The sequence below is a fragment of the Ruegeria sp. R8_1 genome (assembly GCF_017743815.1).
In the GTDB taxonomy this organism is placed as follows: domain Bacteria; phylum Pseudomonadota; class Alphaproteobacteria; order Rhodobacterales; family Rhodobacteraceae; genus Ruegeria; species Ruegeria lacuscaerulensis_A.
This window is the reverse complement of the sequence record NZ_JAGHRL010000001.1, coordinates 714,181-738,863: the sequence shown is the minus strand read 5'-3', so window position 1 is coordinate 738,863 and position 24,683 is coordinate 714,181. Positions and strand designations below refer to the sequence as shown.

22 protein-coding genes and 3 tRNA genes are annotated in these 24,683 nt (G+C 57.8%); 12 read left to right on the top strand and 13 right to left on the bottom strand.

Translation table 11 applies throughout. The features are described from left to right. The first annotated feature begins 5 nt into the window (after nt 1-5). Entirely contained in the window at nt 6-704 is a 699-nt protein-coding gene (gene lexA / locus J7380_RS03700) for a transcriptional repressor LexA (RefSeq protein WP_170354295.1), read from the top strand. Here lexA and J7380_RS03695 read toward each other — a convergent pair. Beyond that, complete coding sequence (locus J7380_RS03695; protein WP_209194534.1) at nt 698-2,743, bottom strand: ComEC/Rec2 family competence protein; 2,046 nt, start codon at nt 2,741-2,743, stop codon at nt 698-700. The genes lexA and J7380_RS03695 overlap by 7 nt on opposite strands. Nucleotides 2,744-2,821: 78 nt before the next feature. Here J7380_RS03695 and gltX point away from each other — a divergent pair, with 78 nt between their 5' ends. Together gltX and gltA are read left to right on the top strand one after the other, a co-directional pair. Then, a complete protein-coding gene (gene gltX, locus J7380_RS03690) occupies nt 2,822-4,222 on the top strand; it encodes a glutamate--tRNA ligase (protein ID WP_209194533.1) in 1,401 nt (466 codons plus the stop codon). A 121-nt stretch (nt 4,223-4,343) separates the two neighbouring features. Next, nucleotides 4,344-5,639, top strand: a complete 1,296-nt coding sequence (gltA, locus tag J7380_RS03685) for a citrate synthase (RefSeq protein WP_209194532.1) — start codon at nt 4,344-4,346, stop codon at nt 5,637-5,639. A 51-nt stretch (nt 5,640-5,690) separates the two neighbouring features. On the opposite strand, the gene J7380_RS03680 is transcribed toward gltA, so the two are convergent. Then, nucleotides 5,691-6,755, bottom strand: a complete 1,065-nt coding sequence (locus tag J7380_RS03680; RefSeq protein WP_209194531.1) for a PA0069 family radical SAM protein — start codon at nt 6,753-6,755, stop codon at nt 5,691-5,693. Between the two features lie 291 nt (nt 6,756-7,046). On the opposite strand from J7380_RS03680, the gene J7380_RS03675 reads away from it, so the two are divergent. After that, nucleotides 7,047-7,745: a B12-binding domain-containing protein gene (locus tag J7380_RS03675; RefSeq protein WP_209194530.1), complete on the top strand. Its 699-nt coding sequence runs from the start codon at nt 7,047-7,049 to the stop codon at nt 7,743-7,745. Nucleotides 7,746-7,824: 79 nt separating this feature from the next. Beyond that, a complete protein-coding gene (locus J7380_RS03670) occupies nt 7,825-8,481 on the top strand; it encodes a DUF1638 domain-containing protein (RefSeq protein ID WP_209194529.1) in 657 nt (218 codons plus the stop codon). A 6-nt stretch (nt 8,482-8,487) separates the two neighbouring features. Here J7380_RS03670 and J7380_RS03665 read toward each other — a convergent pair whose 3' ends face one another. After that, nucleotides 8,488-8,898 carry a SufE family protein gene (locus J7380_RS03665; protein ID WP_209194528.1) on the bottom strand — a complete coding sequence of 137 codons (411 nt, stop codon included), beginning with the start codon at nt 8,896-8,898 and terminating at the stop codon, nt 8,488-8,490. Nucleotides 8,899-9,036: 138 nt separating this feature from the next. Here J7380_RS03665 and J7380_RS03660 point away from each other — a divergent pair, with 138 nt between their 5' ends. Further along, nucleotides 9,037-9,567 carry a hypothetical protein gene (locus J7380_RS03660; RefSeq protein WP_209194527.1) on the top strand — a complete coding sequence of 177 codons (531 nt, stop codon included), beginning with the start codon at nt 9,037-9,039 and terminating at the stop codon, nt 9,565-9,567. A gap of 5 nt (nt 9,568-9,572) precedes the next feature. On the opposite strand, the gene rnd is transcribed toward J7380_RS03660, so the two are convergent. The 3 genes from rnd to purM form a co-directional block, all read right to left on the bottom strand. Further along, complete coding sequence (gene rnd, locus J7380_RS03655) at nt 9,573-10,730, bottom strand: ribonuclease D (protein ID WP_209194526.1); 1,158 nt, start codon at nt 10,728-10,730, stop codon at nt 9,573-9,575. Nucleotides 10,731-10,846: 116 nt separating this feature from the next. Then, the gene (purN, locus tag J7380_RS03650; protein ID WP_209194525.1) at nt 10,847-11,443 is read right to left on the bottom strand and encodes a phosphoribosylglycinamide formyltransferase; all 597 of its coding nucleotides are present in this window, start codon (nt 11,441-11,443) and stop codon (nt 10,847-10,849) included. Continuing rightward, nucleotides 11,440-12,486 (bottom strand): phosphoribosylformylglycinamidine cyclo-ligase, encoded by a 1,047-nt coding sequence (gene purM, locus J7380_RS03645; RefSeq protein WP_209194524.1) that lies wholly within the window; start codon nt 12,484-12,486, stop codon nt 11,440-11,442. Before purM ends, purN begins: the two co-directional genes overlap by 4 nt. A gap of 107 nt (nt 12,487-12,593) precedes the next feature. On the opposite strand from purM, the gene J7380_RS03640 reads away from it, so the two are divergent. Further along, a tRNA-Ile gene (locus tag J7380_RS03640) sits at nt 12,594-12,670 on the top strand. Nucleotides 12,671-12,672: 2 nt separating this feature from the next. Here J7380_RS03640 and J7380_RS03635 read toward each other — a convergent pair. Then, a complete protein-coding gene (locus J7380_RS03635) occupies nt 12,673-13,992 on the bottom strand; it encodes an ATP-binding protein (RefSeq protein WP_209194523.1) in 1,320 nt (439 codons plus the stop codon). Nucleotides 13,993-14,036: 44 nt separating this feature from the next. Between J7380_RS03635 and J7380_RS03630 the strand changes: the two genes are divergently transcribed. The 3 genes from J7380_RS03630 to J7380_RS03620 all read left to right on the top strand — a co-directional run bounded on the left by J7380_RS03630 (nt 14,037) and on the right by J7380_RS03620 (nt 15,304). Continuing rightward, the gene (locus J7380_RS03630; RefSeq protein WP_209194522.1) at nt 14,037-14,951 is read left to right on the top strand and encodes an MBL fold metallo-hydrolase; all 915 of its coding nucleotides are present in this window, start codon (nt 14,037-14,039) and stop codon (nt 14,949-14,951) included. A 75-nt stretch (nt 14,952-15,026) separates the two neighbouring features. Next, nucleotides 15,027-15,101, top strand: a tRNA-Asn gene (locus J7380_RS03625). Nucleotides 15,102-15,229: 128 nt separating this feature from the next. Continuing rightward, nucleotides 15,230-15,304: transfer RNA gene (locus J7380_RS03620), tRNA-Asn, on the top strand. 20 nt (nt 15,305-15,324) lie between these two features. Here J7380_RS03620 and J7380_RS03615 read toward each other — a convergent pair. The 4 genes from J7380_RS03615 to zwf form a co-directional block, all read right to left on the bottom strand. Then, nucleotides 15,325-16,944 carry a long-chain-fatty-acid--CoA ligase gene (locus tag J7380_RS03615; protein ID WP_209194521.1) on the bottom strand — a complete coding sequence of 540 codons (1,620 nt, stop codon included), beginning with the start codon at nt 16,942-16,944 and terminating at the stop codon, nt 15,325-15,327. 149 nt (nt 16,945-17,093) lie between these two features. After that, entirely contained in the window at nt 17,094-18,701 is a 1,608-nt protein-coding gene (pgi, locus tag J7380_RS03610; RefSeq protein ID WP_209194520.1) for a glucose-6-phosphate isomerase, read from the bottom strand. A gap of 4 nt (nt 18,702-18,705) precedes the next feature. Then, nucleotides 18,706-19,377, bottom strand: coding sequence for a 6-phosphogluconolactonase (pgl, locus tag J7380_RS03605; protein WP_209194519.1), 672 nt, complete (start codon nt 19,375-19,377; stop codon nt 18,706-18,708). Then, entirely contained in the window at nt 19,374-20,822 is a 1,449-nt protein-coding gene (gene zwf / locus J7380_RS03600; protein WP_209194518.1) for a glucose-6-phosphate dehydrogenase, read from the bottom strand. The genes pgl and zwf overlap by 4 nt, the downstream gene beginning before the upstream one ends. Nucleotides 20,823-20,985: 163 nt before the next feature. On the opposite strand from zwf, the gene J7380_RS03595 reads away from it, so the two are divergent. Beyond that, a complete protein-coding gene (locus J7380_RS03595) occupies nt 20,986-21,939 on the top strand; it encodes a radical SAM protein (RefSeq protein ID WP_209194517.1) in 954 nt (317 codons plus the stop codon). On the opposite strand, the gene J7380_RS03590 is transcribed toward J7380_RS03595, so the two are convergent. Then, nucleotides 21,936-22,601, bottom strand: a complete 666-nt coding sequence (locus J7380_RS03590) for a hypothetical protein (protein ID WP_209194516.1) — start codon at nt 22,599-22,601, stop codon at nt 21,936-21,938. The two genes, J7380_RS03595 and J7380_RS03590, sit on opposite strands and share 4 nt — an antisense overlap. Nucleotides 22,602-22,760: 159 nt before the next feature. Between J7380_RS03590 and J7380_RS03585 the strand changes: the two genes are divergently transcribed. After that, nucleotides 22,761-24,305, top strand: a complete 1,545-nt coding sequence (locus tag J7380_RS03585; RefSeq protein ID WP_209194515.1) for a caspase family protein — start codon at nt 22,761-22,763, stop codon at nt 24,303-24,305. A 4-nt stretch (nt 24,306-24,309) separates the two neighbouring features. Here J7380_RS03585 and J7380_RS03580 read toward each other — a convergent pair whose 3' ends face one another. Beyond that, nucleotides 24,310-24,579 carry an usg protein gene (locus J7380_RS03580; protein WP_170752888.1) on the bottom strand — a complete coding sequence of 90 codons (270 nt, stop codon included), beginning with the start codon at nt 24,577-24,579 and terminating at the stop codon, nt 24,310-24,312. Nucleotides 24,580-24,683 lie beyond the last annotated feature (104 nt).

The following is a 24,683-nucleotide window of genomic DNA, read 5'->3' as shown; positions in this document are numbered from 1 at the left end:
GAGCAATGCTGACCAAGAAGCAGTTGGATTTGTTGGAATTCATCCACAAACGTGTTCAGGCGGATGGTGTTCCCCCTAGTTTCGACGAAATGAAAGCCGCGCTGGATCTCAGATCCAAGTCCGGAATTCACCGTCTGATCACTGCCCTGGAAGAACGCGGATTTATCCGCCGACTTGCCCATCGGGCGCGGGCCATCGAAATCGTCAAACTGCCCGAAAGTCTTGGCGGCGAGCCGACAGCCGCCTTTAAGCCGCGTGTGATCGAAGGCGACAAGCCCGAAGGGCCGCGACCGGCGAATTTCGAACCCGTTACCGTGGATGCCATGGAATTGCCAGTCATGGGCCGTATCGCAGCGGGTGTTCCGATTGAAGCGATCAGCCATGTCTCGCACCGCGTCGCTGTGCCGGGATCAATGGTTTCCGGCAAGGGCGAACACTACGCGCTTGAGGTTCGGGGCGACTCGATGATCGACGCAGGCATAAACGACGGCGACGTTGTGGTGATCCGAGAGACATCGGTCGCAGACAACGGCGATATCGTAGTGGCACTTGTTGAAGATCAAGAAGCAACACTGAAGCGATATTTCCGCCGTGGTCATGCCATTGCACTTGAGGCCGCGAACCCGGCTTATGAAACCCGCGTCTTGCCCGAAGACAAGGTCAAGGTGCAAGGCCGATTGGTCGGCCTGATCCGCAGCTACTGACCTTTTTGTGTCTGGTGGTCTTCGGATTCCTCCGGGGACCACAATCTGCGACCGATGACCTCGGCGCTGGTCTTTATTTTACCGTTCTGAAAAGCCAGACTCCCGGTCTCCATCAATTTATCCGGGTCGAACAATACGCAATTTCCGCTTAGTACAACTGGCACGGCTGAGATAACAATCTGGCCTTCGTGGCACTCGGTAAAGCTATCTGCAGATCGCTTTCCGGTCAGGTGGATCACCTCCTGCCCCTTCCACACATATCTTTGGACAAGGTCGTCAGCTGGGGGCCATCGGTCGGCGGCAGTCTTCTGGTTCACACCATCGCCGTCATTTTCCAACCATACTGTGGCGATGAACCCGCTGCCTTTCTCTTTGCTCAAAGCGCGCCCCTTGTCCGTCAAGACCCCGACCAATCCACCTGAATCCGCGACCAAGACATCGGGACGTTCACCCTGACCCCATATGAACATGGCCGCGATACATGGTCCCAAACCAACCCATTTCGCGGATCCACGCCACAAAACCGTCCACAACGCCCCCAAAGCGAACAGAGGCAATACATAGTAAGGCGGGCTTACGATATAGCCTTGCGCTCCATCCAGGTTTGATACGGTCTCAGCAACCAGCAAAATCCACTCTAACCCAAGGCCCATAACGGCCAGCGCGACCCAGTCCAGACCAAACGGTGCCAACAGGGCTGCAACGACGGCTGCAGGAACAACGACGGTCCCCATCACAGGGACTGACAACATGTTAGCCAGCAAGCCATAATGGGACATCGTATTGAAATGTGCGGCTCCGACAGGTGCGGTCGCAAGACCTGCGATGGCAGACGACATCAGCAATCCAATCACTGGCTTTAACCATTTCGGCCCAGGAACCGGGCCAATGTTTCGCAACGCCCCAAACACCGCCACAAGCGCCGTGGTTGCAGCGAAGGACATCTGAAAACCGGGACTCAAGAGGGATTCCGGCCGCAGGATCAAAACGATCAACGCGGCCACGGCGACCGCGCGCAATGAGATTGCCCGCCGGTCGACTAAAATCGCACCCAGCATCACGGTGGCCATGACAAAGGCGCGTTCGGTCGCAACGTTTCCGCCAGACAGCAGCAGATACAGCGTCGCGGCAATAAGTGCACCAACCGCCGCGATCTTTCGGACCGAGACCCTAAGCGCGACGGCAGGAATCGCCGATAAAGTAACGCGGCACAGCAGATAAACAAAACCGGTCAATAGCCCCATATGCAGACCAGAGATCGCCAATAAATGCGCTAAGTTCGACGCCCGCAAAGACGCGAGCGTTTGTTGTCCCATTCCGCTTCGATCCCCTGTCGTTACTGCGGCGGCGAACCCTCCAATCTCTCCGGGTAATACTGCACGCACATGTTCGGACAATGCCAGCCTTAACGCGGTGATGCGGACGCCCGCCGGGTTCGGACCCGAAACCGTCAGAACAGGAACGCGGGTGTAACCGACCGCACCTAAACCCTGAAACCAAGCATGCCGCCGGAAATCAAACCCGCCGGGCTCGACCGGGCCTTGTGGCGGAGACAGGTGACCGGTGGTCATGATCCGCTGCCCTGGCACAAGCGAAGCATCACCGCCATGCAAAGATATCCGGACGCGCTGCGGTCTGCGATCTAGTGGTACGTCCCCTACTCGCACCCGATCCAGCGTCACCCGCAGCGCATCCGACGCAGAGCGGTCAATGGCAACGACCCGCCCCTCGACCGGGCCGTAGTAACGCCATGACAAGACCGGCTCTGCCACCGTATGGGCGCGGGCTCCTGCAAGGATAAACCCCGCACAAACAAGCGCCCCCCCGATTGCCAACGACGCCCAGCCTGACCGCATCCAGCGCGCAGCAGCCAAAGCTGCCATACCTGCCACGAACAAGCCGGCATAGACCTGCCATTCCGGCTCGGTCCGCAAACCGAAGTACAGGCCGATTCCGATCGCCAGACAGACCGGAGACCATTGAAACAGGTACCCTGTCTGGTTCAGCAAAGCGGCCTCGACCCGGGCCAGAACACGCATGGTTGCCCCTGTCCTTCAGCCTCGTTAGACAGGCGTCAAACTAAGCCAGACACGGTTACCAAAAGGTTAATCCACACTATGTCCGATCAGGTCGTCACCCGTTTCGCCCCCTCGCCCACCGGTTTTCTGCATATTGGCGGCGCCCGCACCGCGCTGTTCAACTGGCTCTATGCCCGTGGTCGCGGCGGCAAGTTCCTGCTGCGGATCGAGGACACCGACCGCGAACGCTCGACCCCCGAGGCGACGGCAGCCATTCTGCAGGGTATGGCGTGGCTGGGTCTTGACCATGATGGCGATGTCGTCAGCCAGTTCGAAGGCGCCGCCCGTCACGCTGAGGTCGCCCATCAACTGCTGGCCGAGGGCAAAGCGTATAAGTGCTTTGCGACGCAAGAAGAAATCGCCGCCTTCCGTGACCAAGCGAAGGCGGAGGGCAAATCAACCCTGTTCCGTAGCCCTTGGCGCGACGCTGACGCAGCGACCCACCCCGACGCGCCTTTCGTGATCCGCATCAAGGCCCCGCAGGGCGGAGAGACGGTGATCCGCGATCAGGTTCAGGGGGACGTGACCATTCGCAATGATCAGTTGGACGACATGATCCTGCTGCGTTCGGACGGGACGCCTGTCTATATGCTGGCCGTTGTGGTGGACGATCACGATATGGGCGTCACCCATGTGATCCGGGGCGACGACCACCTGAACAATGCAGCGCGCCAGATGATGATCTATCAGGCGATGGGCTGGGATGTTCCCGTCTGGGCTCATATCCCGCTCATTCACGGGCCCGACGGCAAGAAACTGTCGAAACGCCACGGCGCTTTGGGCGCGCAGGAATATCAAGCCATGGGGTATCCGGCGGCCGGTATGCGCAACTATCTGGCGCGTCTGGGTTGGAGTCACGGCGACGACGAGTTCTTTACCGACGCGCAGGCGAAAGAATGGTTCGATCTGGACGGAATCGGCAAAAGCCCGGCCCGTTTCGATCTGAAAAAACTGGAAAACCTGTGCGGTCAGCATATCGCCGTCGCCGATGATGCCGCATTGCGGCAGGAAATCGAGGCGTATCTGGCCGCGGCTGACTTGCCTGCGCTGACAGAAACACAATCCAGTGATCTGGAACGTGCGATGTATTGCCTCAAGGATCGGGCGCGCACATTCCCCGAACTGCTTGAAAAGGCACATTTTGCCCTGACTTCCCGCCCTATTCAACCGGATGAGAAAGCGGCCAAGGCGCTGGCCTCAGTATCCGACGGTATACTGAATGAATTGACGCCGCAGTTGCAAAGTGTTAGCTGGACGCGAAGCGAACTGGAGGACGCCCTGAATTCCTTTGCGGAAGCACAAGGCATCAAGTTCGGCAAGCTGGCGGGGCCGTTGCGCGCCGTTCTGGCAGGCCGCGCGGTGACACCTTCGGTTTTTGACATGATGCTGGTGCTTGGGCGGGATGAAACTCTGGCACGGCTTTCTGACGCAGCGACCTGAGTAAAAGGTTCACATTTGGGTAACGCTGCTCCGCTAACACCCGGTTTGCGCGATTGCGCGCATCCGTTGCCCGCAGGATCGGACAGCGATCCATACTGCGCATGATTGAGGAAGGGACACTATGACCGACAGCAACAAATCAGCCACTCTGTCACTTAATGGCGAAACTTATGAGCTGCCGATTCATTCACCGACCGCTGGGCCTGACGTGATCGACATCCGTAAGCTTTACGGGACGGCAGGTGTTTTCACGTATGACCCCGGCTTTACGTCGACCGCTAGCTGTGACAGCACCATCACCTATATCGACGGCGAAAAAGGCGAACTGCTGCACCGGGGCTATCCGATCGACCAGCTTGCCGGAAAATCTCACTTCCTCGAGGTTTGCTACCTGCTGCTGTACGGAGAGCTGCCGACCGCGCCCGTTCTGGAAAAATTCGAATCCACCATCACCCGCCACACCATGCTGCACGAACAGATGCAGTATTTCTATCGCGGCTTCCGTCGCGATGCGCACCCGATGGCGATCATGGTGGGTGTTGTCGGCGCGATGTCGGCCTTCTACCACGATTCCACCGATATCTCGGACCCGCATCAGCGCGAGGTTGCTTCGCACCGCCTGATCGCCAAGATGCCGACCATCGCGGCTTGGGCTTACAAGTACCACACCGGTCAGCCCTTCGTGTATCCGCGCAACGATCTGGACTACGCGTCGAACTTCCTGCGCATGTGCTTCAGCGTTCCGGCCGAAGAATATGAGGTGAACCCCATCCTCAGCCGTGCGATGGACCGCATCTTTACCCTGCACGCAGATCACGAGCAAAACGCCTCGACCTCGACCGTGCGTCTGGCGTCAAGCTCGGGTGCGAACCCGTTCGCCTGTATCGCGGCTGGCATCGCCTGTCTGTGGGGGCCTGCGCACGGTGGCGCAAACCAAGCATGTCTGGAGATGCTGGAAGAGATCGGCAGCGTCGATCGTATCCCCGAGTTCATCGCCCGCGCCAAGGACAAGGACGATCCGTTCCGCCTGATGGGCTTTGGGCACCGCGTCTACAAGAACTTTGACCCGCGCGCCAAGGTGATGAAACAGTCCGCCGACGAAGTGCTGGATCTGCTGGGCATCGAAGACAACCCGAAACTGCAGGTCGCCAAGGCGCTGGAAAAGCAAGCTTTGGAAGATCCGTATTTCGCCGAGAAGAAGCTGTTCCCGAACGTGGACTTCTATTCGGGTATCATCCTCGAGGCGATGGGCTTCCCGACCTCGATGTTCACTCCGATCTTTGCCCTGTCGCGCACCGTGGGCTGGGTCAGCCAGTGGAAAGAGATGATCGCCGACCCCCAGAACAAGATCGGCCGACCGCGCCAGCTGTATCTGGGCGAGACCACTCGCGACTATGTGGATATCGAAAACCGCTGATTGCGGGTACAGATTGCAGAACGCCCCGGACCGGTTCCGGGGCGTTTTTCGTTAGAACAAAGCCAGTTGGTCGCCCGCCTGCGGCGGCCTCGTGAACAGGTCCTGACGCAACGCCGGGGTGCGCGTGGCAAGCCCCAACCGTTTGACCGCCACGGTAAATCGTTTCGCAATCAGCGCGGCGTATTCGCCCTCACCTCGCATCCGATGGCCCCAACGCGGGTCATAGTCGCGGCCCCCATGCATCTCGCGCAGTTTCGACATGACTTTTTCTGCGCGGGCCGGTTCATGATCTGCCAACCAACGCTGCCACAGCTCGGACACTTCTCGTGGCAGGCGCAGCATGATCCAGCTGGCCGCATCGGCACCTGCGTCGCGCCCGGCCTCAAGCAGCTGTTCAAGCTCATGATCCGTCAAGCCGGGGATCAGAGGCGAGGTCATGACCCGCACCGGTACCCCCGCCTCGGTCAGCCGCCGTATGATCGCCAGACGCCGCCGGGGCGACGGGGCACGAGGCTCCATCCGGCGCGACAGGCCGGCGTCCAACGTTGTCAGGGAAATCCCCACCCGCACCAGCCCCTGGGCTGCCATGGGGGCCAAAATGTCCAGATCACGCTCGATCAAAGCACCTTTGGTGACGATTCCGACCGGGTGCTGAAAATCGCTTAAGACTTGCAGGCAATCCCTTGTGACAGAGCGTGTTTTTTCGACTGGTTGGTAAGGGTCAGTATTGGTGCCCAACGCCACTGTGGCCACCTTGTAGGATTTCGAGGACAGTTCCCGCCGCAGCACCTCGGCCGCGTTGGGCCGGGCAATCAGGCGTGTTTCAAAATCCAGCCCCGGCGACAGACCGAGATAGGCATGGGACGGTCGTGCGAAACAGTAGACACATCCGTGTTCGCATCCTCGATACGGGTTGATCGAACGGTCAAACGGCAAATCGGGCGAGCGGTTGTAGGTTATGATGCTGCGCGCGACCTCGTCGCGCAACTCGGTGCGCAATGGTGGTAGATCATCGTCCTCGGGCCATCCATCCGCGCAGCGTTCAGTGGTAAACGCTTCGAACCGTCCAGCAGCATTTGTAGCGGCACCTCGGCCTCGGAGTTGCGCGTCAGTCATATTTGTTCTCTTTATGTTCTCTTTGCAGATATACGCGCCATGTGCTGTTGAGGCAAGCGCCCCTCGTCTTACGTGTTGATTTCAAATCGCTTGGCCAAACATGCTGGAATTGAACCGAATGCAGGATCATCTTGCAGATTATGACGTCGAGTTGATCAATATTCTGACGTATAGGTCGGTCTCGGAACCGCCGAGGTCGCAATCGTCACAGTCTAAATGCGACGTTTTGGCCAAAACGGAAAAAACGCCACCTATGGGCGCTAAGCCCGAACAGCTCTAGGGAAACACCGCATGTCCGATGAAGAAGACATTGTCCTGTCCGAACTGAACGACGAAGAATTGGTCGAACAGATGTTCGACGATCTTTACGACGGTTTGAAGGAAGAGATCGAAGAAGGTGTGAACATCCTGCTGGAACGCGGATGGACCCCTTATGACATCCTGACCAAAGCGCTGGTCGGTGGTATGACAATCGTCGGCCACGACTTCCGCGACGGTATCCTGTTCGTGCCAGAGGTTCTGTTGGCCGCAAACGCGATGAAGGGCGGCATGTCCATCCTGAAGCCGCTGCTGGCCGAAACCGGCGCTCCGCGCGTTGGCAAGATGGTGATCGGCACCGTCAAGGGCGACATCCACGACATCGGCAAAAACCTTGTTTCGATGATGATGGAAGGCGCAGGGTTCGAGGTTGTCGATATCGGCATCAACAACCCGGTCGAGAACTATCTGGAAGCGCTGGAAACCGAAAAGCCCGATATTCTGGGCATGTCGGCGCTGCTGACAACCACCATGCCGTACATGAAAGTCGTGATCGACACTCTGGTCGAGCAAGGATTGCGCGAAGACTACATCGTACTGGTCGGTGGCGCTCCGCTGAACGAAGAGTTCGGAAAAGCCATTGGTGCCGACGCGTATTGCCGCGACGCGGCCGTTGCCGTTGAGACCGCAAAAGACTTCGTGTCGCGCAAGCACAACCAACTGGCGGGCTGATCAGACGGACATCTGAATTCAGGGCCGTCCGGCAACGGGCGGCCCTTTTCGTTTACATCTTAGGCGCAGGAACCAAGCCATGCCGCAGGACAATCTGCCAGACGATGCAAGCTTGACGACAGACGGATACGAGTCCGCTGCGCAAGGGCAAATTCTGTTGTTGGCTTGCGGCGCGCTGGCACGCGAGATTCTGGACCTGAAGAACCGCAATGGTTGGGACCATATGGACCTGACCTGCTTGCCCGCCATCTTACATGTCCACCCCGAGAGGATCACCCAAGCCGTGCAGGATGCAATCACCAAGCATCGCACGCAATACGACACGATCTATGTGGTCTATGCTGATTGCGGCACCGGGGGCCTGCTGCAAAACGCGTGTGCAGAATTGGGTGTCGAGATGGTCAAAGGCCCGCATTGCTATTCGTTTTTTGAAGGCAATGATGTTTTCGACGCACGCGGCGAGGACGAAACCACCGCCTTCTACCTGACCGATTTTCTGGCACGCCAGTTTGACGCCTTTGTTTGGAAGCCGCTGGGCCTGGACCGGCATCCCGAATTGCGCGACATGTATTTCGGCAACTACACGAAACTGGTCTATCAGGCGCAGACTGACGACCCGTTGCTGACGAAACGCGCCCAAGAATGCGCCGACCGCCTTGGCCTGGCGTTCGAAAGGCGTTTCACCGGATACGGCGATCTCGAGTCGACGTTAACAGATTGGGCCAATCGCAGCTGAATTGCGTCACGCGTTCTCTTGCGCAACTTCGCGAATACGTTCGATCATCGCCCGCAGACCATTGGACCGCTGCGCTGAGAGGTGATCGTTCAGGCCCAATCGCGCCAATTCTGCGCCGGCGTCAACCTCGGCAACCTCGGCAACTGGCACGCCATTGTACAAAGCCCGCAAAACCGCGATCAGGCCGCGCACGATCAGCGCGTCGCTGTCGCCGTCAAACCTAAATACTCCAGCTTCGATAACCGGATGCAGCCAGACCTGACTGGCGCAGCCATGAACCTTGGTTGCGGGAACTTTCAGCGCGTCCGCAAGGGGTTCCATAGCCTTGCCCTGCTCAATGACATGGCGATAGCGGTCTTCCCAGTCTTCCAGAAACTCGAAATCCTCGACGATGTCTTCAAAGGCCGGCGTTGCCATATCCCTGCGGTCCTTTCATTGCGGTCACAATCGTGACCTATGCCTCTGCCCCCTGCCTGTCCAGCCCCAGCGTGGGTTTTCAAAGCAGGGAATTTGCGTTAGGCCAGTGCGGGAAATACCGGTCAGAGCTTTAAATCCATGCAAAAAACACTGTCTGTTCTTTTGGTCGCCACGCTAACACTGTCGGCTTGTAGCGGATGGCGCGAGTCGCGGGTAAACCCGACCAACTGGTTTGGGTCAAGCACGCCCGCACCTGCACCGACACAGACTTTGGCCAATGACCCAAACGCACTGGTGCCCCAACAGCGTGAAGGCGCCGGCCTATTCAGTCGGCCAGACCCCGTGGACAACAGTGTTGCTATTGCGCGCGTTGATGAGCTGAGGATCGACCCAACACCCGGGGGTGCGATCATTCTGGTCACTGGTGTCGCTGCACGTCAGGGCGCTTATGATGCCCGACTTGTTCGCGTTGAAAGTGAGGAAAACCAGAAGAACGGCGTACTGGAATATACCTTCCGCGTTTCGTATCCGGCCACAGCAACCAATCAAGGGTCTGAACGGTCACGCCAGGTGTTGGACGCAATCAACGTGTCACAAGACGATCTGCAAGGCATCCGTCTGGTTCGCGTGGTCGGTCAGGAAAATGCTCTGGAATCGCGGCGACGCTAAGTCGGCTACAACGACACGACTTTGACCGACTGGCCCTTGGCTGCCAAGGCGATCTTACCTTCGCACAGTTTAAGGGCGTCTTCGCCAAACACTTCGAACCGCCAACCTGACATCGCAGGCAGGTCACGCTCGCCCGCCGCGATCTGATCCAACTCCGAGCTGGTGGCGATCAGTTTTGCTGCCACGCCCGAACTTTCGGTCTTGGACTTTAGCAATACCCGCAGCAGATCGGCCAACGCCGGATTGACCTTTAGCTTGTCGCGGCTGTTATCAACACGCGGCATCTGGTCAGGCGGGCAATTCACACCCTTTTTAACGGCTGCCAAAATACCTTCGGCGATCGCGCCTTTGCGCGCCTCGCGAAGCAACAAACGCGAGCCACCAAGATCAGACGGGGATTTCGGCTTGGTCGAGGCCAACTCGATCAGCGCGTCGTCCTTGAACACACGGCTGCGGGGTACGTTGTTTTCTTGCGCATAGGCCTCACGAAACTGGGCCAACTCACGTACCACAGCCAAAAACTTGGCCGAGTTCGTTCGTGTCTTAACCCTTTTCCACGCATCTGCCGGGCGGATATCATAGGTTTCGGGGTGGGTCAGTGTGCGCAGTTCTTCCGCAACCCAATGGCTGCGTTCCGTTTTATTCAACTCTTTCGCCAGATGTTCGTAGATCTGCCGCAGGTGGGTCACATCAGCCAAGGCATAGGTCTTTTGCGCATCCGACAACGGACGGCGAGACCAGTCGGTGAAGCGCGAGGTCTTGTCCAAACCCTGCTTGCAAATCTTGCGCACCAACGTTTCATAGCCGACCTGCTCTCCGAAGCCGCAAACCATCGCGGCAACTTGGGTATCGAACAGGGGCGTCGGGAACACATTTGCTTCAACCCAGAAGATCTCAAGATCCTGACGGGCCGCGTGAAAAACCTTTACCACACCCTCGTTTCTGAACAGTTCGTACAGAGGCTCAAGCGACAAACCCTCAGACAGTGGATCGACAAGCACTGCGCTGTTCTCGTCCGAAGATGGCACCGCCAATTGCACCAGACAGAGTTTCGAATAATACGTCCGCTCGCGCAGGAACTCGGTATCGATTGTCACATAGTCATGGCTTGCAGCGGCCTTACAGAATTCGGCCAGCTCTTGCGTCGTTGTCAGGGTCTTCATGCGCGGTGGTGTTCTTGCTCTTGTTTTTCGTCGTAGCCCGTCGCTTTTGTGCCGTTCAGGGCGATAGCCCAGACCATAGGCCGAATAACACTGACGTGTAAATCACTCTGCGGCGATCAGGGCAGCAACACGGGTGTGTGGTCGCCAGAGCTAAAGCGGCGCAACACGGCTGGATAGAGCTTATGTTCCCACACCAGAACGCGTGCCGCCAAAGCCATAGGTGTGTCGTTTGACTCAATCTGCAAACGGGCTTGGCCAAGGATCGGACCGTCATCCAATGCCGCCGTCACCTCGTGAACCGAACATCCATGTTCCGCATCACCTGCCTGGATCGCGCGGGCATGCGTGTTCAGGCCCTTGTATTTCGGCAACAGTGAAGGATGGATGTTCAGCATCCGCCCCTGAAAGCGCGATACAAAATCACCGGTCAGAACCCGCATGAATCCGGCCAAACAGACGATGTCAGGCTGCGCGGCTTCAAGCGGCTTCAGCAGCTCTGCCTCGAACGCGGCGCGGTCGCCTTTGAACGGGCGGTGGTCGACCGAGGCCGTCGGGATGCCCCGTTCGGCGGCCTTGACCAGCCCCCCGGCCTGCGCGTCATTGGACAGCACCAGGCACGGGCGAGCGGGATGGTCGCCGGTCATGGAATCGACCAGCGACACCATGTTGGACCCCCCGCCCGAGATCAGGATCGCGACGCGCTTGTGGCTCACAGCAATTGGCCTGCGTAAGCCACGCCCGGCGTATCGGTGACAGAGCCGATGCGCGAGACATTCTCGCCCGCCTCAGCCAGAAGCGCTGCCAGTTCGTCGGCGCGGTCTTCGGCGCAGACCACGATCATGCCAATGCCGCAGTTGAAGGTCTTGAGCATCTCAGTCTCGGCAATCCCGCCGGTCTCGGCCATCCAGCGGAAGACGGGCGGCAAATCCCAGGCGTTCAGGTCGATCCCGGCACCCAGCCCTTCGGGCAAGACACGCGGCAGGTTTTCTGTCAGACCGCCGCCGGTGATATGGGCCAGCGCATGCACGCCCCCGGCCCGGATCGCCTGTAGCGCCTGTTTGACATAAAGACGCGTGGGCGTCAGCAGCGCCTCACCCAGCGTACCGTCGCTGAACGGCGATGCGGCATCCCATCCCAGCCCCGAAATCTCGACCAGTTTACGAACCAGCGAATAGCCGTTGGAATGCACCCCGTTCGAGGCCAGACCCAGCAGCACATCCCCCTGCTGCACGCCCGCGGGCAAGTGTGCGCCCCGCTCCATCGCGCCGACCGAGAAGCCGGCCAGATCAAAATCGCCATCCGGGTACATGCCCGGCATTTCAGCTGTCTCACCCCCGATCAGGGCGCAACCGGACTGCACGCAGCCTTCGGCGATCCCTTCAATGATCCGCGCGGCGGTATCCGTGTCCAGCTTGCCGGTGGCGAAGTAGTCGAGGAAAAACAGAGGCTCGGCGCCCTGACAGATCAGATCGTTGACGCACATGGCCACCAGATCAATGCCAACGCCATCAACCACGCCGGTATCAATAGCGATACGCAGCTTGGTGCCCACACCATCGGTCGCGCCCACCAGAATAGGATCGGTGTAGCCCGCATCCTTGAGGTCGAACAGAGCGCCGAATCCGCCCAGCCCGCTCATCACGCCCGAGCGGTTGGTCCGCTTGGCTGCAGGTTTGATCCGGTCGACCAGCGCGTTGCCCGCATCAATATCAACACCCGCGTCCGCATAGGTGATTCCGTTCTTGCCCGCTGTCATGGCCAACCCCTTATGAATGGTTCCCGCGCGGGTTAGTCGATTGTGGCCGTCGTTGCAACGGTCAGGCTTGACGCGGGCGTTCACCGTGATACTCAAAGCGCTCAGACGGGCCTGTAGCTCAATTGGTTAGAGCAGAGCGCTCATAACGCTTTGGTTGCGGGTTCAAGTCCTGCCGGGCCTACCAAATTACCGTCCTATGATGATATCCGCGCTGAGTCCGCCCAGGCGTTCACTTTTCCCAAGCCGCAAAACACCCCCGTGTGCGCGGGCAATATCCGCAACAATCGCAAGCCCCAGGCCAACACCGCTGCCCTGATTCTGGTTGCGCGCCGGGTCCAGGCGCGAGAACGGTTTCACGGCCTCGGTGCGCTGTTCTGGCGGAATGCCCGGCCCGTCATCTTCGACCCGGATACGCAGCGATTTGGGGGTAAGGGATAGGCTAACCTCAGCTCGGTTTCCGTATCGAACAGCATTTCCGATCAGATTCTCGACCGCCCGGCGGATCGACGTTGGACGCAACATGGCGGTACCCGAGCCTTCGGTTGCGACAAGCTCAGCGGTGTGCCCGGCCCGTTGGGCGTCGTGGATGATCTGTTTCAACAGCTCAGCCGGATCAACCTGTTCAGGCGCGCCTTCGGCCGCACCGCGTGAAAAGTCGAGAAACGCGTCCAGCAGCAGCTGCATTTCGTCCACGTCTTTTTGCAACGGCGTGGCTTCATCTTCGGGCAACATCGACAGCCCCAGTTTCAGACGGGTCAAGGGAGTGCGCAGATCGTGGCTGACACCTGACAACATCATGGTGCGCTGTTCCATTTGCCGCTCGATTCGGGCGCGCATATCGAGAAAAGCGTTTCCAGCGGCTCTGACCTCAATTGCGCCTCCGGGCGCGTACGGCACGACCCTGCCGCGGCCAAACGCCTGCGCTGCATCAGCCAACCGTGTAATCGGACGCAGCTGGTTGCGCATATACAAGAACGATATCGACGTCATGATGACCGCAAAAAACACCATCGTCACAATCAACTGGTGCGGGGCAGCCGGAGACAAGCGTCGCCGATCCATTGTAAGCTGCAACAATCCCAAATCAGTATTCAAATATAGGCGCGCTTCATCCCCGCTGGGCAGCGCAATTGCCACCAGATTGGGAAGAAAGGTATGCAAATCGGAATCGACCTGCGGCGCAATGAAGTCGTACCAGCGACGATAGCCAACTTCGGGGCGTTCATTGATGCCAAGAAAACGCACCTTCATCTCAAGCGCGCTCAGATCAGGCCGAATCTCGGCCATGGCTTGCTGCTGGGTCTCGGCCTCCTGCATCGTCGCAAGCACAAGCATCACCTCTCGGGAAGCCGTGCGTGTCATCTGCGCAGTCACGTCCTCAAGGTGTTTCTGCAAAAAGGCGATGCCAACAACGAGCAACAGCACGATCACTGGCAGAACCAGTATCAGGGCCGCACGCGCATAAAGACTGCGCGGCATATAGGGTTTGAGCCATGCACTCGACATGCGCTAAACCTAACGGGCTGATCGGACAAGAGAAAGAGCGCAGAATGCAGGCCCCCGATGATTTCAACCCACCGCCCGGCCAAGCGGTCGAATTGCAAGCCGGGCTTCGGCGCATTCTGGCGCCGAACCCTTCGCCGATGACGTATCGCGGGACGAATACCTATTTGCTGGGCACAAAGGATTGCGCGGTAATCGACCCCGGACCGATGAGCGAGACACATCTGGACTCGATTCTATCCGCCCTTAAAACGGGTCAACGCATCAGCCATATCATCGTCACGCATACCCATCTGGATCACTCTCCGCTCGCCGCTCTATTGGCGCGGCGCACCGGCGCGCCGATTCTGGCCTTTGGAGGCCCCGAAGCCGGACGCAGTACGGTGATGGCGGACCTGGCGCAACAGGGACTGGCCGGCGGCGGCGAAGGAATCGATACCGCCTTTCGTCCGGATATCGAACTCGCCGATGGCGAAATCATCGAAGGTGACGAGTGGCAGCTTGAGGTCATTCATACCCCCGGGCACTTGGGCAACCACATCGCTTTGGGCTGGGGTGATACCTGTTTCACCGCAGATCATGTTATGGGATGGGCCAGCTCATTGGTGTCACCCCCTGACGGAGATCTGACGGACTTTATGCAAGCCTGTCACCGTCTGCGCGACCGCGCTTGGTCAGTCTTTCACGCAGGACACGGTGCTCCTATCACTGATCCAGCTGCGCGGTTGGATTGGCTGATACAGCATCGCCTGACACGCGAGGCGCAGATTCTGGGTGCGCTTGCCGATCAACCCGGCACGGCGAGACAATTGGCTGAGCGTATCTACATCGAAACTCCCAAAGCGCTGCTTCCTGCCGCCGAACGTAACGTGTTCGCTCATTTGGTCGATTTAACTGTCAGATCAATGGCTTCTCCGAAAGGCAACCTAGCTATAGACGCCGAATTCCATCGTCTTGCATGATCAGAAAAATTTTTCGTTATTTCGGGTCGTTCCCCTCTGGACTGCAATTTTCGGGGTTGTTATACGCCCCTCAGTTCCGGCGTAGCTCAGCGGTAGAGCAGTTGACTGTTAATCAATTGGTCGTAGGTTCGATCCCTACCGCCGGAGCCAAATCCCCTTCGAAGGCACACTGATTTGGCATGAAACGATCGCCGTCCTGCGGTCGAATTTTTTCGTCAAAAAACTTCCCTCTCCCCTCTGGACGGCAGAGATTGTGATTGCTATACGGCGCGAACCGTTCCGGCGTAGCTCAGCGGTAGAGCAGTTGACTGTTAATCAATTGGTCGTAGGTTCGATCCCTACCGCCGGAGCCATTTTCTCTAGTTCTACAGACCTAAGCTGTCAGTGCGTTTTCGAAATCTGCGCGCAGATTGCGTTTAAGCACCTTTCCCGTCGCGTTTAGCGGCAGTGCATCCACAAAGACCACTTTGTCCGGCACCTGCCATTTGGCAATCTTACCGTCAAAAAACGCCAACAGCTCATCTTCACTCGGGTCTTGGCCTTCAGCCTTGACCGCAACAAGTAAAGGGCGTTCATCCCATTTCGGGTGGGGAACGCCGATCACGGCAGCCGTAGCCAGTTTGGGATGAGCCACGGCGATGTTTTCCAGCTCAACCGAACTGATCCACTCGCCACCCGACTTGATGATGTCTTTGGATCGGTCCCGAATGGTCATGTAACCGTCTGGGTCCAGAGTGGCGACATCGCCAGTAGCAAACCAGCCATCCTGCAGCAGATCATCATCCTGCATCTGGAAATAGTTATCCAAAACCCAATGGCCGCGCACCATCAGGTCACCTTGCGTTTCTCCATCATTAGGAAGTTCGTTCCCGTCATCGTCCACGATCTTCAGTTCGACCCCATAACACGGGCGTCCCTGGCTTTCGCGCAGCCTGTGTTGTTCTTCGATTGGCAGGTCACCATGCTTTGCCAAGGGATAATTCGCGGTTCCAAGCGGGCTCATTTCGCTCATGCCCCAAGCATGAACCGTGTCCACGCCATAGGTTTCGCGGAATGTCTCAATCATCGATGGTGGGCACGCCGCGCCGCCGATCACAGTGCGTTCAAGGCTGTCCAACTTGCTGCCCGATTTCTGCGCATAGGCCAACAAGCCCTGCCAGATCGTCGGAACCCCCATAGCAAGCGTCACACCATAAGCGTCGATCAGCTTGACCAATGCTTCACCATGCAGATCCGGCCCAGGCAGTACCATTCGAGACCCCGACATGGCGCAAGCATAGGGTGAACCCCACGCGTTCACATGGAACATCGGCACCACAGGCATGACCACATCCATCGCCGAATACCCGATCACGTCGCGTGTATTCGAGCCAAAGCTATGCAGCACAGTCGAGCGATGGGAATACAGCACCCCTTTGGGGTTTCCGGTCGTGCCAGAGGTGTAACACAGGCTGGATGCGGTGTTTTCGTCGAAACTCGGCCATTCAAAGCCCGCATCGCCTGTCTCGATCAACTCGTCATAAAACTGCACGCCGGGAACTTGGGCAATCACATCCTCATTTCGCGGTCCCATTAGCACAAAGTGTTCGACCTCGGTCAGATGGTCCTTCAGCGCCGCGACCAGAGGAACAAAGGTCGCGTCGAAGAACAGCACACGGTCCTGCGCGTGGTTGATGATGTAAGTCAGCTGTTCAGCGAAAAGGCGGGGGTTGATCGTATGACAGACAAACCCGGCACCAGAGGTTCCATAATAGATTTCAAGATGCCGGCGATTGTTCCATGCCAGCGTTCCGATCCGCGCCTGCGGCTCTAACCCCAGTGCCGTCAGCGCCGACGCCAGCTTGCGCGCGTTCGTGGACACTTGTGACCAGTTGCTTTCGGTCACAGACCCGTCTGTCTCGACCGAGATGATCTCGGTCTGGCCGTGGTACCGATCCGCGTGCACAATGAGCGACGAGATCAGCAGCGGCTGCGTCATCATTTGTCCCAGCATGGACATCCTCCCTTTATTGATACCGCTTCTTGTCGGCGGCACCAAATATTAGCTTGGCCAGTTGAAAGACCAAGTGATTGGGAAAACCCTGCCAAGCAATCCATTGCCTTACAACAAGTTTGTGCGCCCGTACGGCGGCAAGCTGAGGGTCACTCAGCCCGGTGTCGCAACGCGTATTCGACCAAAGCGGCAGTCGAGCCGTCTTTTCCAGCGGTGTCTTCCTCTCCGTCCACGATCGGACCCAGCGAAGTCGCAAGCTCTTTGCCCAGTTCGACACCCCATTGATCGAACGAGTTGATACCCAGCAGAACACCTTCGACAAAGACGCGGTGTTCATAAAGCGCAATGATCTGACCCAGCACAAAGGGTGTAAGCTGCGGATAGATCAACGTGGTCGACGGACGATTACCGGGAAAGACACGGTGGCGCGCCTGACGTTCTAGCTCGGCCCCGTCCAGCCCCTTGGCGGCCATCCGGCTTCGCGCCTCCTCCAAGGATCGACCCCGCATTAACGCCTCGGATTGCGCCAGACAGTTGGACAGCAACAAGCGATGATGATGGGCCAATTCAGGCTCGTGTCCTTGGGCTGCGACCATGAACTCGCACGGGATCACGTCGGTGCCTTGGTGGATCAGTTGGTAAAAGGCATGCTGACCGTTGGTTCCGGGTTCCCCCCAGACCACAGGCCCAGAGGGTACATCCAAGGTTGAACCATCCATCGCGACGGATTTGCCGTTAGACTCCATCTCAAGCTGTTGGAAATAGGCGGGCAGACGCAGAAGACGTTGATCATAGGGCAAAACCGCTCGGCTGGTGTGCCCCAGCACTTGCCGATGCCATATACCCACAAGGGCCAGCATCACCGGCATATTCTCGATCCAATCGGCGGCCCGGAAATGAACGTCCATCGACTGAGCGCCGCGCAAGAATGCATCAAACGCGTTCGATCCCACGGCGATCATCACCGGCAAGCCCACCGGTCCCCAAACCGAGTACCGCCCGCCGACCCAATCGGCAAACCCAAACACGCGCTCTTCGGGGATGCCAAAGGCTTTGGTTTTGTCCAGGGCGCTTGAGACGGCAGCGAATTGGCGTGCCGGATCACCGCCCCCCTCGGACATCCAAGCCCGTGCCGTACGGGCATTGGTCATGGTTTCGATCGTTGTGAAGGTTTTCGAGGCCACAATCACCAGAGTACGCGTCGGGTCCAGCTGGCGCAGAATATCCGCGATATGCGCCCCATCCACGTTAGATACATAGTGTAGCCGAGGGCCGTCGTGATACGGCGACAGCGCATGCGTCGCCATCACCGGCCCCAAATCGGACCCGCCAATGCCGATATTCACCACATCGGTAAAACTGCCCCCTGCCCCAGCACAGGTTCCCCCACGCACTTCTTCCGCAAAGACCCGCATCCGTTGCAGAGTGTCCAGAACGTCGGGCATGACATCCAGCCCGTCGACCTCGACCGGGCCACCGTCGAGGTTACGCAACGCTGTATGCAAAACCGCGCGGCCTTCCGTTTCGTTGATCTTAGCGCCCGAGAACATGGCATCACGTTGATCAGCCAGATTCGATTGGTCGCAAAGACCGATCAGAGCTGTGCGAATGTCGGCGTCAATCTGGGTCTTGGAATAGTCGAACAACAAATCACCGGTCGCGGCTGAAAACGCCTGCGCCCGGTCGGGGTCCTGATCGAACAGCTGCAGAATGGTCTTTGTGTCGCCCGACAGGCTCTTGAGATCATCCAGTTTCATCGTCTCACTCCGCCCAATGAACTGTCATACCGCTGAGAACAGCACCAATCGGTGCCTCTTCCGGTGGCAAGGCCATCGCCTTGTTCAAAGCGTCGCGCTTGGCCGCGCCGAAAATAACCAGATGCTTGGACAGCGCTCCGTCCAGTACGGGTGCCGTCAGCGAAATGCGTGCCTCGGGCTGGGTCTGTGTACGCGCAACGGCCAGCGGCGGTGCGTGACTATCCAAGGCAGCGGCAAGCCCCTCCATCCCCGGAAACAGCGAGGCAGTGTGCATGTCCTCGCCCATGCCCAGAACCAGGACAGACAAGGGCAGAACCGGGGAAATAAGGCTTTCGATCTCGGGCAGAACCGCGTCCGGGTCTTTACCGTCGACATACAGGGGAACATATTGCGCGACCGAAGCGCGATTTGTCAGCAAGCGTTGACGGATCAGTCGTTCATTCGAACGCTCGCTGTCACCGGGGACGCAGCGTTCATCGGTGGGCAGGATGCGAACGCGGTCCCACTCCAGATCAGCGGCGCACAATCCGTCAAAGATCGGCCCCGGCGTAGTGCCACCGGGCACCGCGAACGAGACCATGTCATGGTGCAGCAAGGCGGCCTCAAGCTCTCCGGCCAACGCGTTGGCAACGTCGATAGCCAGCATGTCCCGGTCGGGGTATTCCTGAATATTCATGGGTTTATTCCTTGCCAGCGGCGACCGTCTCGTTTCATCAGCAGCTCGGCGTCGCCCGGACCTGTGCTGCCACTATCATATGGTTTCGGCACATCGCCGCGCGCCTGCCAACCCGCAATAACCGGATCGGTCCAGGCCCATGCGGCCTCGACCTCATCGCCGCGCATGAACAGGGTCTGGTTGCCGCGTATGACGTCCATCACCAACCGCTCATACGCATCGGGTGGGTCCTGATTTTCCGGCCCCAATGCCTCGGCAAAACTCATGTCCAGCGGCACGTCGACCAAACGCATACCGCCCGGCCCCGGCTCTTTGATCGTCACCTTCAAGGTGATGCCTTCGTTTGGTTGCAACCGGATTGACAAGACATTCGCGTGCCGGCCGGCGTCAGCGCCAAAGATCGAGTGCGGCGCGTCCTTGAACATTACGTTGATCACCGAAGACCGTGCGACCAACCGCTTGCCGGTACGCAGATAGAACGGCGTGCCCGCCCATCGCCAATTGCTGACATGCGCCTTCAGCGCCACATAGCTTTCCGTGGTCGAGCGTGGATTGCCCACGATTTGGCGATACCCGGTACCATCATCCTCGAACTGGCCGCGAACGATATGGTGCGGCTCGACCGGGTCCAGAGCGCGGATCACCTTGAGCTTTTCGTCCCGCACGGCATCGGGGTCAAACTTCGCCGGAGGCTCCATCGCGATCAGGCACAACAGCTGCATCAGGTGGTTCTGCATCATGTCACGCATCGCACCCGCGCGCTCGTAATACTCTTCGCGCCCATCAATCCCGACGGACTCGGCCACCGTTATCTGGATGTGATCGACATATTGACTGTTCCAGAGCGGTTCGAACAGCATGTTTCCAAAGCGCACGGCCATCAGGTTCTGGACCGTCTCTTTTCCAAGGTAGTGATCGATCCGGTAAATCTGTTTTTCCGAAAAATAAGCGGCCAAAGTCGCGTTCAGCGCCTGAGCACTGGCCAGATCATGGCCAAAAGGCTTTTCAACCACGATCCGCGTCAATGGCGAAATCAGGTCATGCGCCTCGATCCTTTCGGCCAAGGGTCCGAACAGGTTTGGCCCTACTGAAAAGTAGAACGCCCGGACCCGCTCGGGTTTGAGCTTGTCCGCCAATTGCGCCCACCCATTCTTTGACGAACCGTCAAGCGCGACATAATCGATACGCTGCAGAAATGCCTCTAGCGCAGGGCCGTTTTTGCACTGCCTTGAAGCGAATTTCAAAAGCGATTCGCGGACGACACTACGAAACGAAACGCTGTCATAATTGGTCCGCGCAGCCCCGATGAGTTGCGCGCCCTCGGCCCATTGCCCGGCGCAAAACCGGCGAAACAGTGCCGGCAGGATCTTGCGCTGCGCAAGATCACCGGTTCCGCCAAATATGACCAGGTCGAACGGATCAACAGGGATAACACGAGAAACCATGTGTTTTCCTTACCTTGCCCTCTGGGTGATGTCCAATGTTAGCGCAATCATCAGGGCCGTTACCCTCATCTTCAAAACTATGTCAGGTCGTTGATGTCGCACTTAACGAACCCATATCAAACAGCTAAGTCAGTGACATGACTTCAAAGAACCGGATACCGGAATGAAAGACAACGCCCCAAGCAGCGCCAATATCGGCAAATTTCAGGACAAGTTGGTAACAGCGGACGGGCAAACCCGTGCGACGGTGGCGTTTAAGAACCCCGAAACGTTGTGGTTCAACACTGGTACCTTGTGCAACATCGAATGCCAGAACTGCTATATCCTCAGCAGCCCGACCAATGACGCACTGGTCTATATCACTGCTGACGAAGTGCGCGACTATCTGGACCAGATCGAACAGCGAAACTGGCCCATACGCGAGATCGGCTTTACCGGCGGCGAGCCGTTCATGAACCCCGAGATGATCGACATGACCCGCGCCGCTCTTGAACGCGGTTATGAGGTTTTGATTCTGACCAACGCGATGGTGCCAATGATGCGCCGGAAGATGCGCGACGGACTGCTGGCGTTGCAGCAGGATTATGGGGAAAAGCTGACCCTTCGGATTTCCGTCGACCACTACAACCCTGCCCTGCATGATGAAGAGCGCGGCAAAGGCAGCTTTGCAAAGACGGTAACCGGCATGGAGTGGTTGCGCGACAACGGGTTTCAGATGGCAGTTGCCGGTCGTACCGTGTGGGGCGACAGTGATGCTGACAGCCGGGCCGGATATGCCTCATTCTTCCAGCAACACGGGTTTGATATTGACGCGCAGAACCCGGCTCAAACCGTTCTGTTCCCCGAAATGGATGAAACCATCGAAGTACCCGAGATCACGACGGCCTGTTGGGGCATTCTGGACAAATCCCCCGAAGCGGTCATGTGCTCAAATGCGCGGATGGTCGTGAAGCGCAAAGGCGCGGAAAAGCCCGCGGTTCTGGCCTGCACCTTATTGGCGTATGAGCCCGAGTTCGAAATGGGGTCCACTCTGGCCGAAGCCGAAGCGGACGTGCATCTGAACCATCCTCATTGCGCCAAGTTTTGCGTGTTGGGTGGTGCGAGCTGTTCAGGCTAGTTCAGTTCGGGAGACTTCCAGTATTTAGTTCCCGAAGCCCCTGCGGACACGCGCCAGCCTTTTTTACTGAGCACAAAGAATGACCGCCCATCAGTAAAACGCAGAGTCTCGCCCTCTTTTTCGTAGCCGTGCATGGCTTCGGCTTCTGCAGTTGCATCGTATCCTTGGTCGATAAACTTGTCCAAATCCGCCTGAGTCTCGAACAGGATCACATATTTCGTTTCAAATCCGCCAATGCCAAGCGCAGCCCCTACACCGCCCGTGCCCATGTTCATGTAGGTGTGCTCGCCCGTTTCTTTCGAAACGGCCACCCCACGCCCGTAACCTGCGGCAACCGGGAATACAGTGATTTTACGGGAATCAAACACAGCATACCCTGCGCTTACGTCATATAGCGCCTGAGCCTGTGGGTTTTCGACCATGAGCTGGTTCAAGATCTGGCTGGCCATAGCGTCCAACTTGGCACGCGTTTCTTCCGGTGTGGCCTCGTTTGACAAAAGTTTAGTGGTCGAATCTACGGTATCACCGACCGCATCGACACCTTTGCCGACAGTTTGCCCGACCTTTTCCGCCCCTTTTTTCAGGTTTCCCATTATGCCGTCCGCCAAAACCGGACTGCCCAACATGGTCGCGACTGCGATCAAGAAACTTAACCTGTTCATCTGCTCCTCCTCGAACGGTCACTCTTGAAAACAGATCATAAGCAAACCCGCTTCAAAATCTACGATCCATGCCCGACAAGCCACTGTAATCGAAGTCACTGACCTTTTGACTGTGATCCGCTATGTTTTCCGCAGGTCGACTTATGAAAGGTAGCCCGGATGAAATGGTTTTGGATCGTTTGGTTTGCGGTCATTGGCATGCCCTTGTTCGCGCAAGAGCGTCTGGCCCTCGTCATCGGAAATGACAGCTACGATACAGTGATCGATTTGCAAAAGGCCGTGGCCGATGCCGAGGCAGTTTCGGAAAAACTGCAAGGTTTGGGCTTTCAGACGATCACCGGCCTCAACCTTGATCGTCGTGGTATGAACCAGCGCATTTCAGAATTCACATCCCAACTGGATGCGGGCGATACCGCGTTTGTTTTCTTCGCAGGGCATGGCGTTGAAATCGACGGAGAGAACTATCTGCTGCCGACCGACATTGTAACCCCCACGTCCGGCGAGACCGGCTTTGTAAAAGCCGAGTCCATAGCCCTGTCGAGCCTGTTGGATCGTGTGCGTGCCACTGGTGCGCGGACCTCTATTGCGATCATCGATGCATGCCGCGACAACCCTTTTGAAACGACGAATGGGCGCAGCATTGGCGGAACACGTGGTCTTGGTCGGATCAACACACCGCAAGGGATGTTCGTGATTTTCTCGGCTGGCGCCGGTCAAATGGCCCTGGACCGGCTGAGCGACGACGACGCGGCGCAAAACTCGGTGTTCACCCGCGCCCTGCTGCCGCGCCTGTCAGAACCCGGGCTGGAATTGCGCAGTATGGTCGCCGACCTGCGCACCGAAGTGCGCGACCTTTCCCGGACCGTTCAGCATAACCAAGTCCCTGCGTATTATGACGAATTGCTGGGTGATTTCTATTTCACACCCGCCGCTCTGGAAACCACGGAAGTCGCAGCGGCGCCCGCAACGGATATTCGCGCCGATCTGAGCATTGCGCGGTCAGTCGGCACGATTGCCGCTTTCGACACGTTTCTGGAAAACTACTCGGATCAATCTGATGACTATTCCTACCAAGTTGCACTGCAACTCCGAGAGGTTTTGGTCAGCTCAGATACCTTAACGCAGACCGATGACACTGTTCCCGGCGACAATGATCTGCCAGTTGTCTCCGATGAAATTAAGGTCATGCGCGAAACACAAGCGGCATTGAACAGGCTTGGATGTAGCGCCGGTGGAGCGGACGGAATCGCAGGCCCCAGAACCCGGCGCGCTTTTGCCAACTATCTGTCCGCCAGTGGCTCGGAACTGGGCGCAGATGATCTAGGCACGAAGCACGCGCTAGAGGAGCTTGATGCAAAGAGCGGAACGGTTTGCAAAGCCGTGGCCTCTGCCCGAACACCGACAGCGCCCTCTGTCACACTGACCGGAAGCTGGAAATACAAAGCGACCTGCGCCTTGGTTATCAAGGTTACGGGATCAATCAATTATGCCAAAGCGGGCGGCAATAAGTATACCGGAAGCCTCACCGATTCATTGGGACAGAACGCCAACACTGTGGTCTTTCTGAACGATCAGCAACTCAGCGGGACAGATTACTTTCCGGGCATTACTGTGACATGGCGTGGGCGCCTATCCGAAGATGGCAACAGTTTTACAGGCAGCGGTTCAACCGGCTGCTCGGTCTACGCATGGCGGGTCGGCTGAACGGCTAGTTCACTCTGAACTCACCCACCATGTTGCGCCATTCGCCCGGCGCGATCATCTTGCGATGCGTGTAGCGCACGGAATGCAGCGGGCCGTCGATCTCGCGCTGCCAGAATTCGATGAAATCGAACAGTTTCGGGTGGTCCGGGGCAAGATCATAATCCTGCCAGATAAACGTGTTCAGAACGTGGATATAGTCGGGCATGTGGTAGAAGAATTCCGCCGTTGTCAGCCCGTACCCTTTCAGCATTAATTCGGTTTCGCTTTGCGTCATTCAGACCTCCAAGTTTGTTGCAAGGTCTCTTCAGGGTAGCACGGAAACCACCTAATACTTGGATAACAATATGTTACCCAACTGTTACCCTGGCTTTTTCGGCG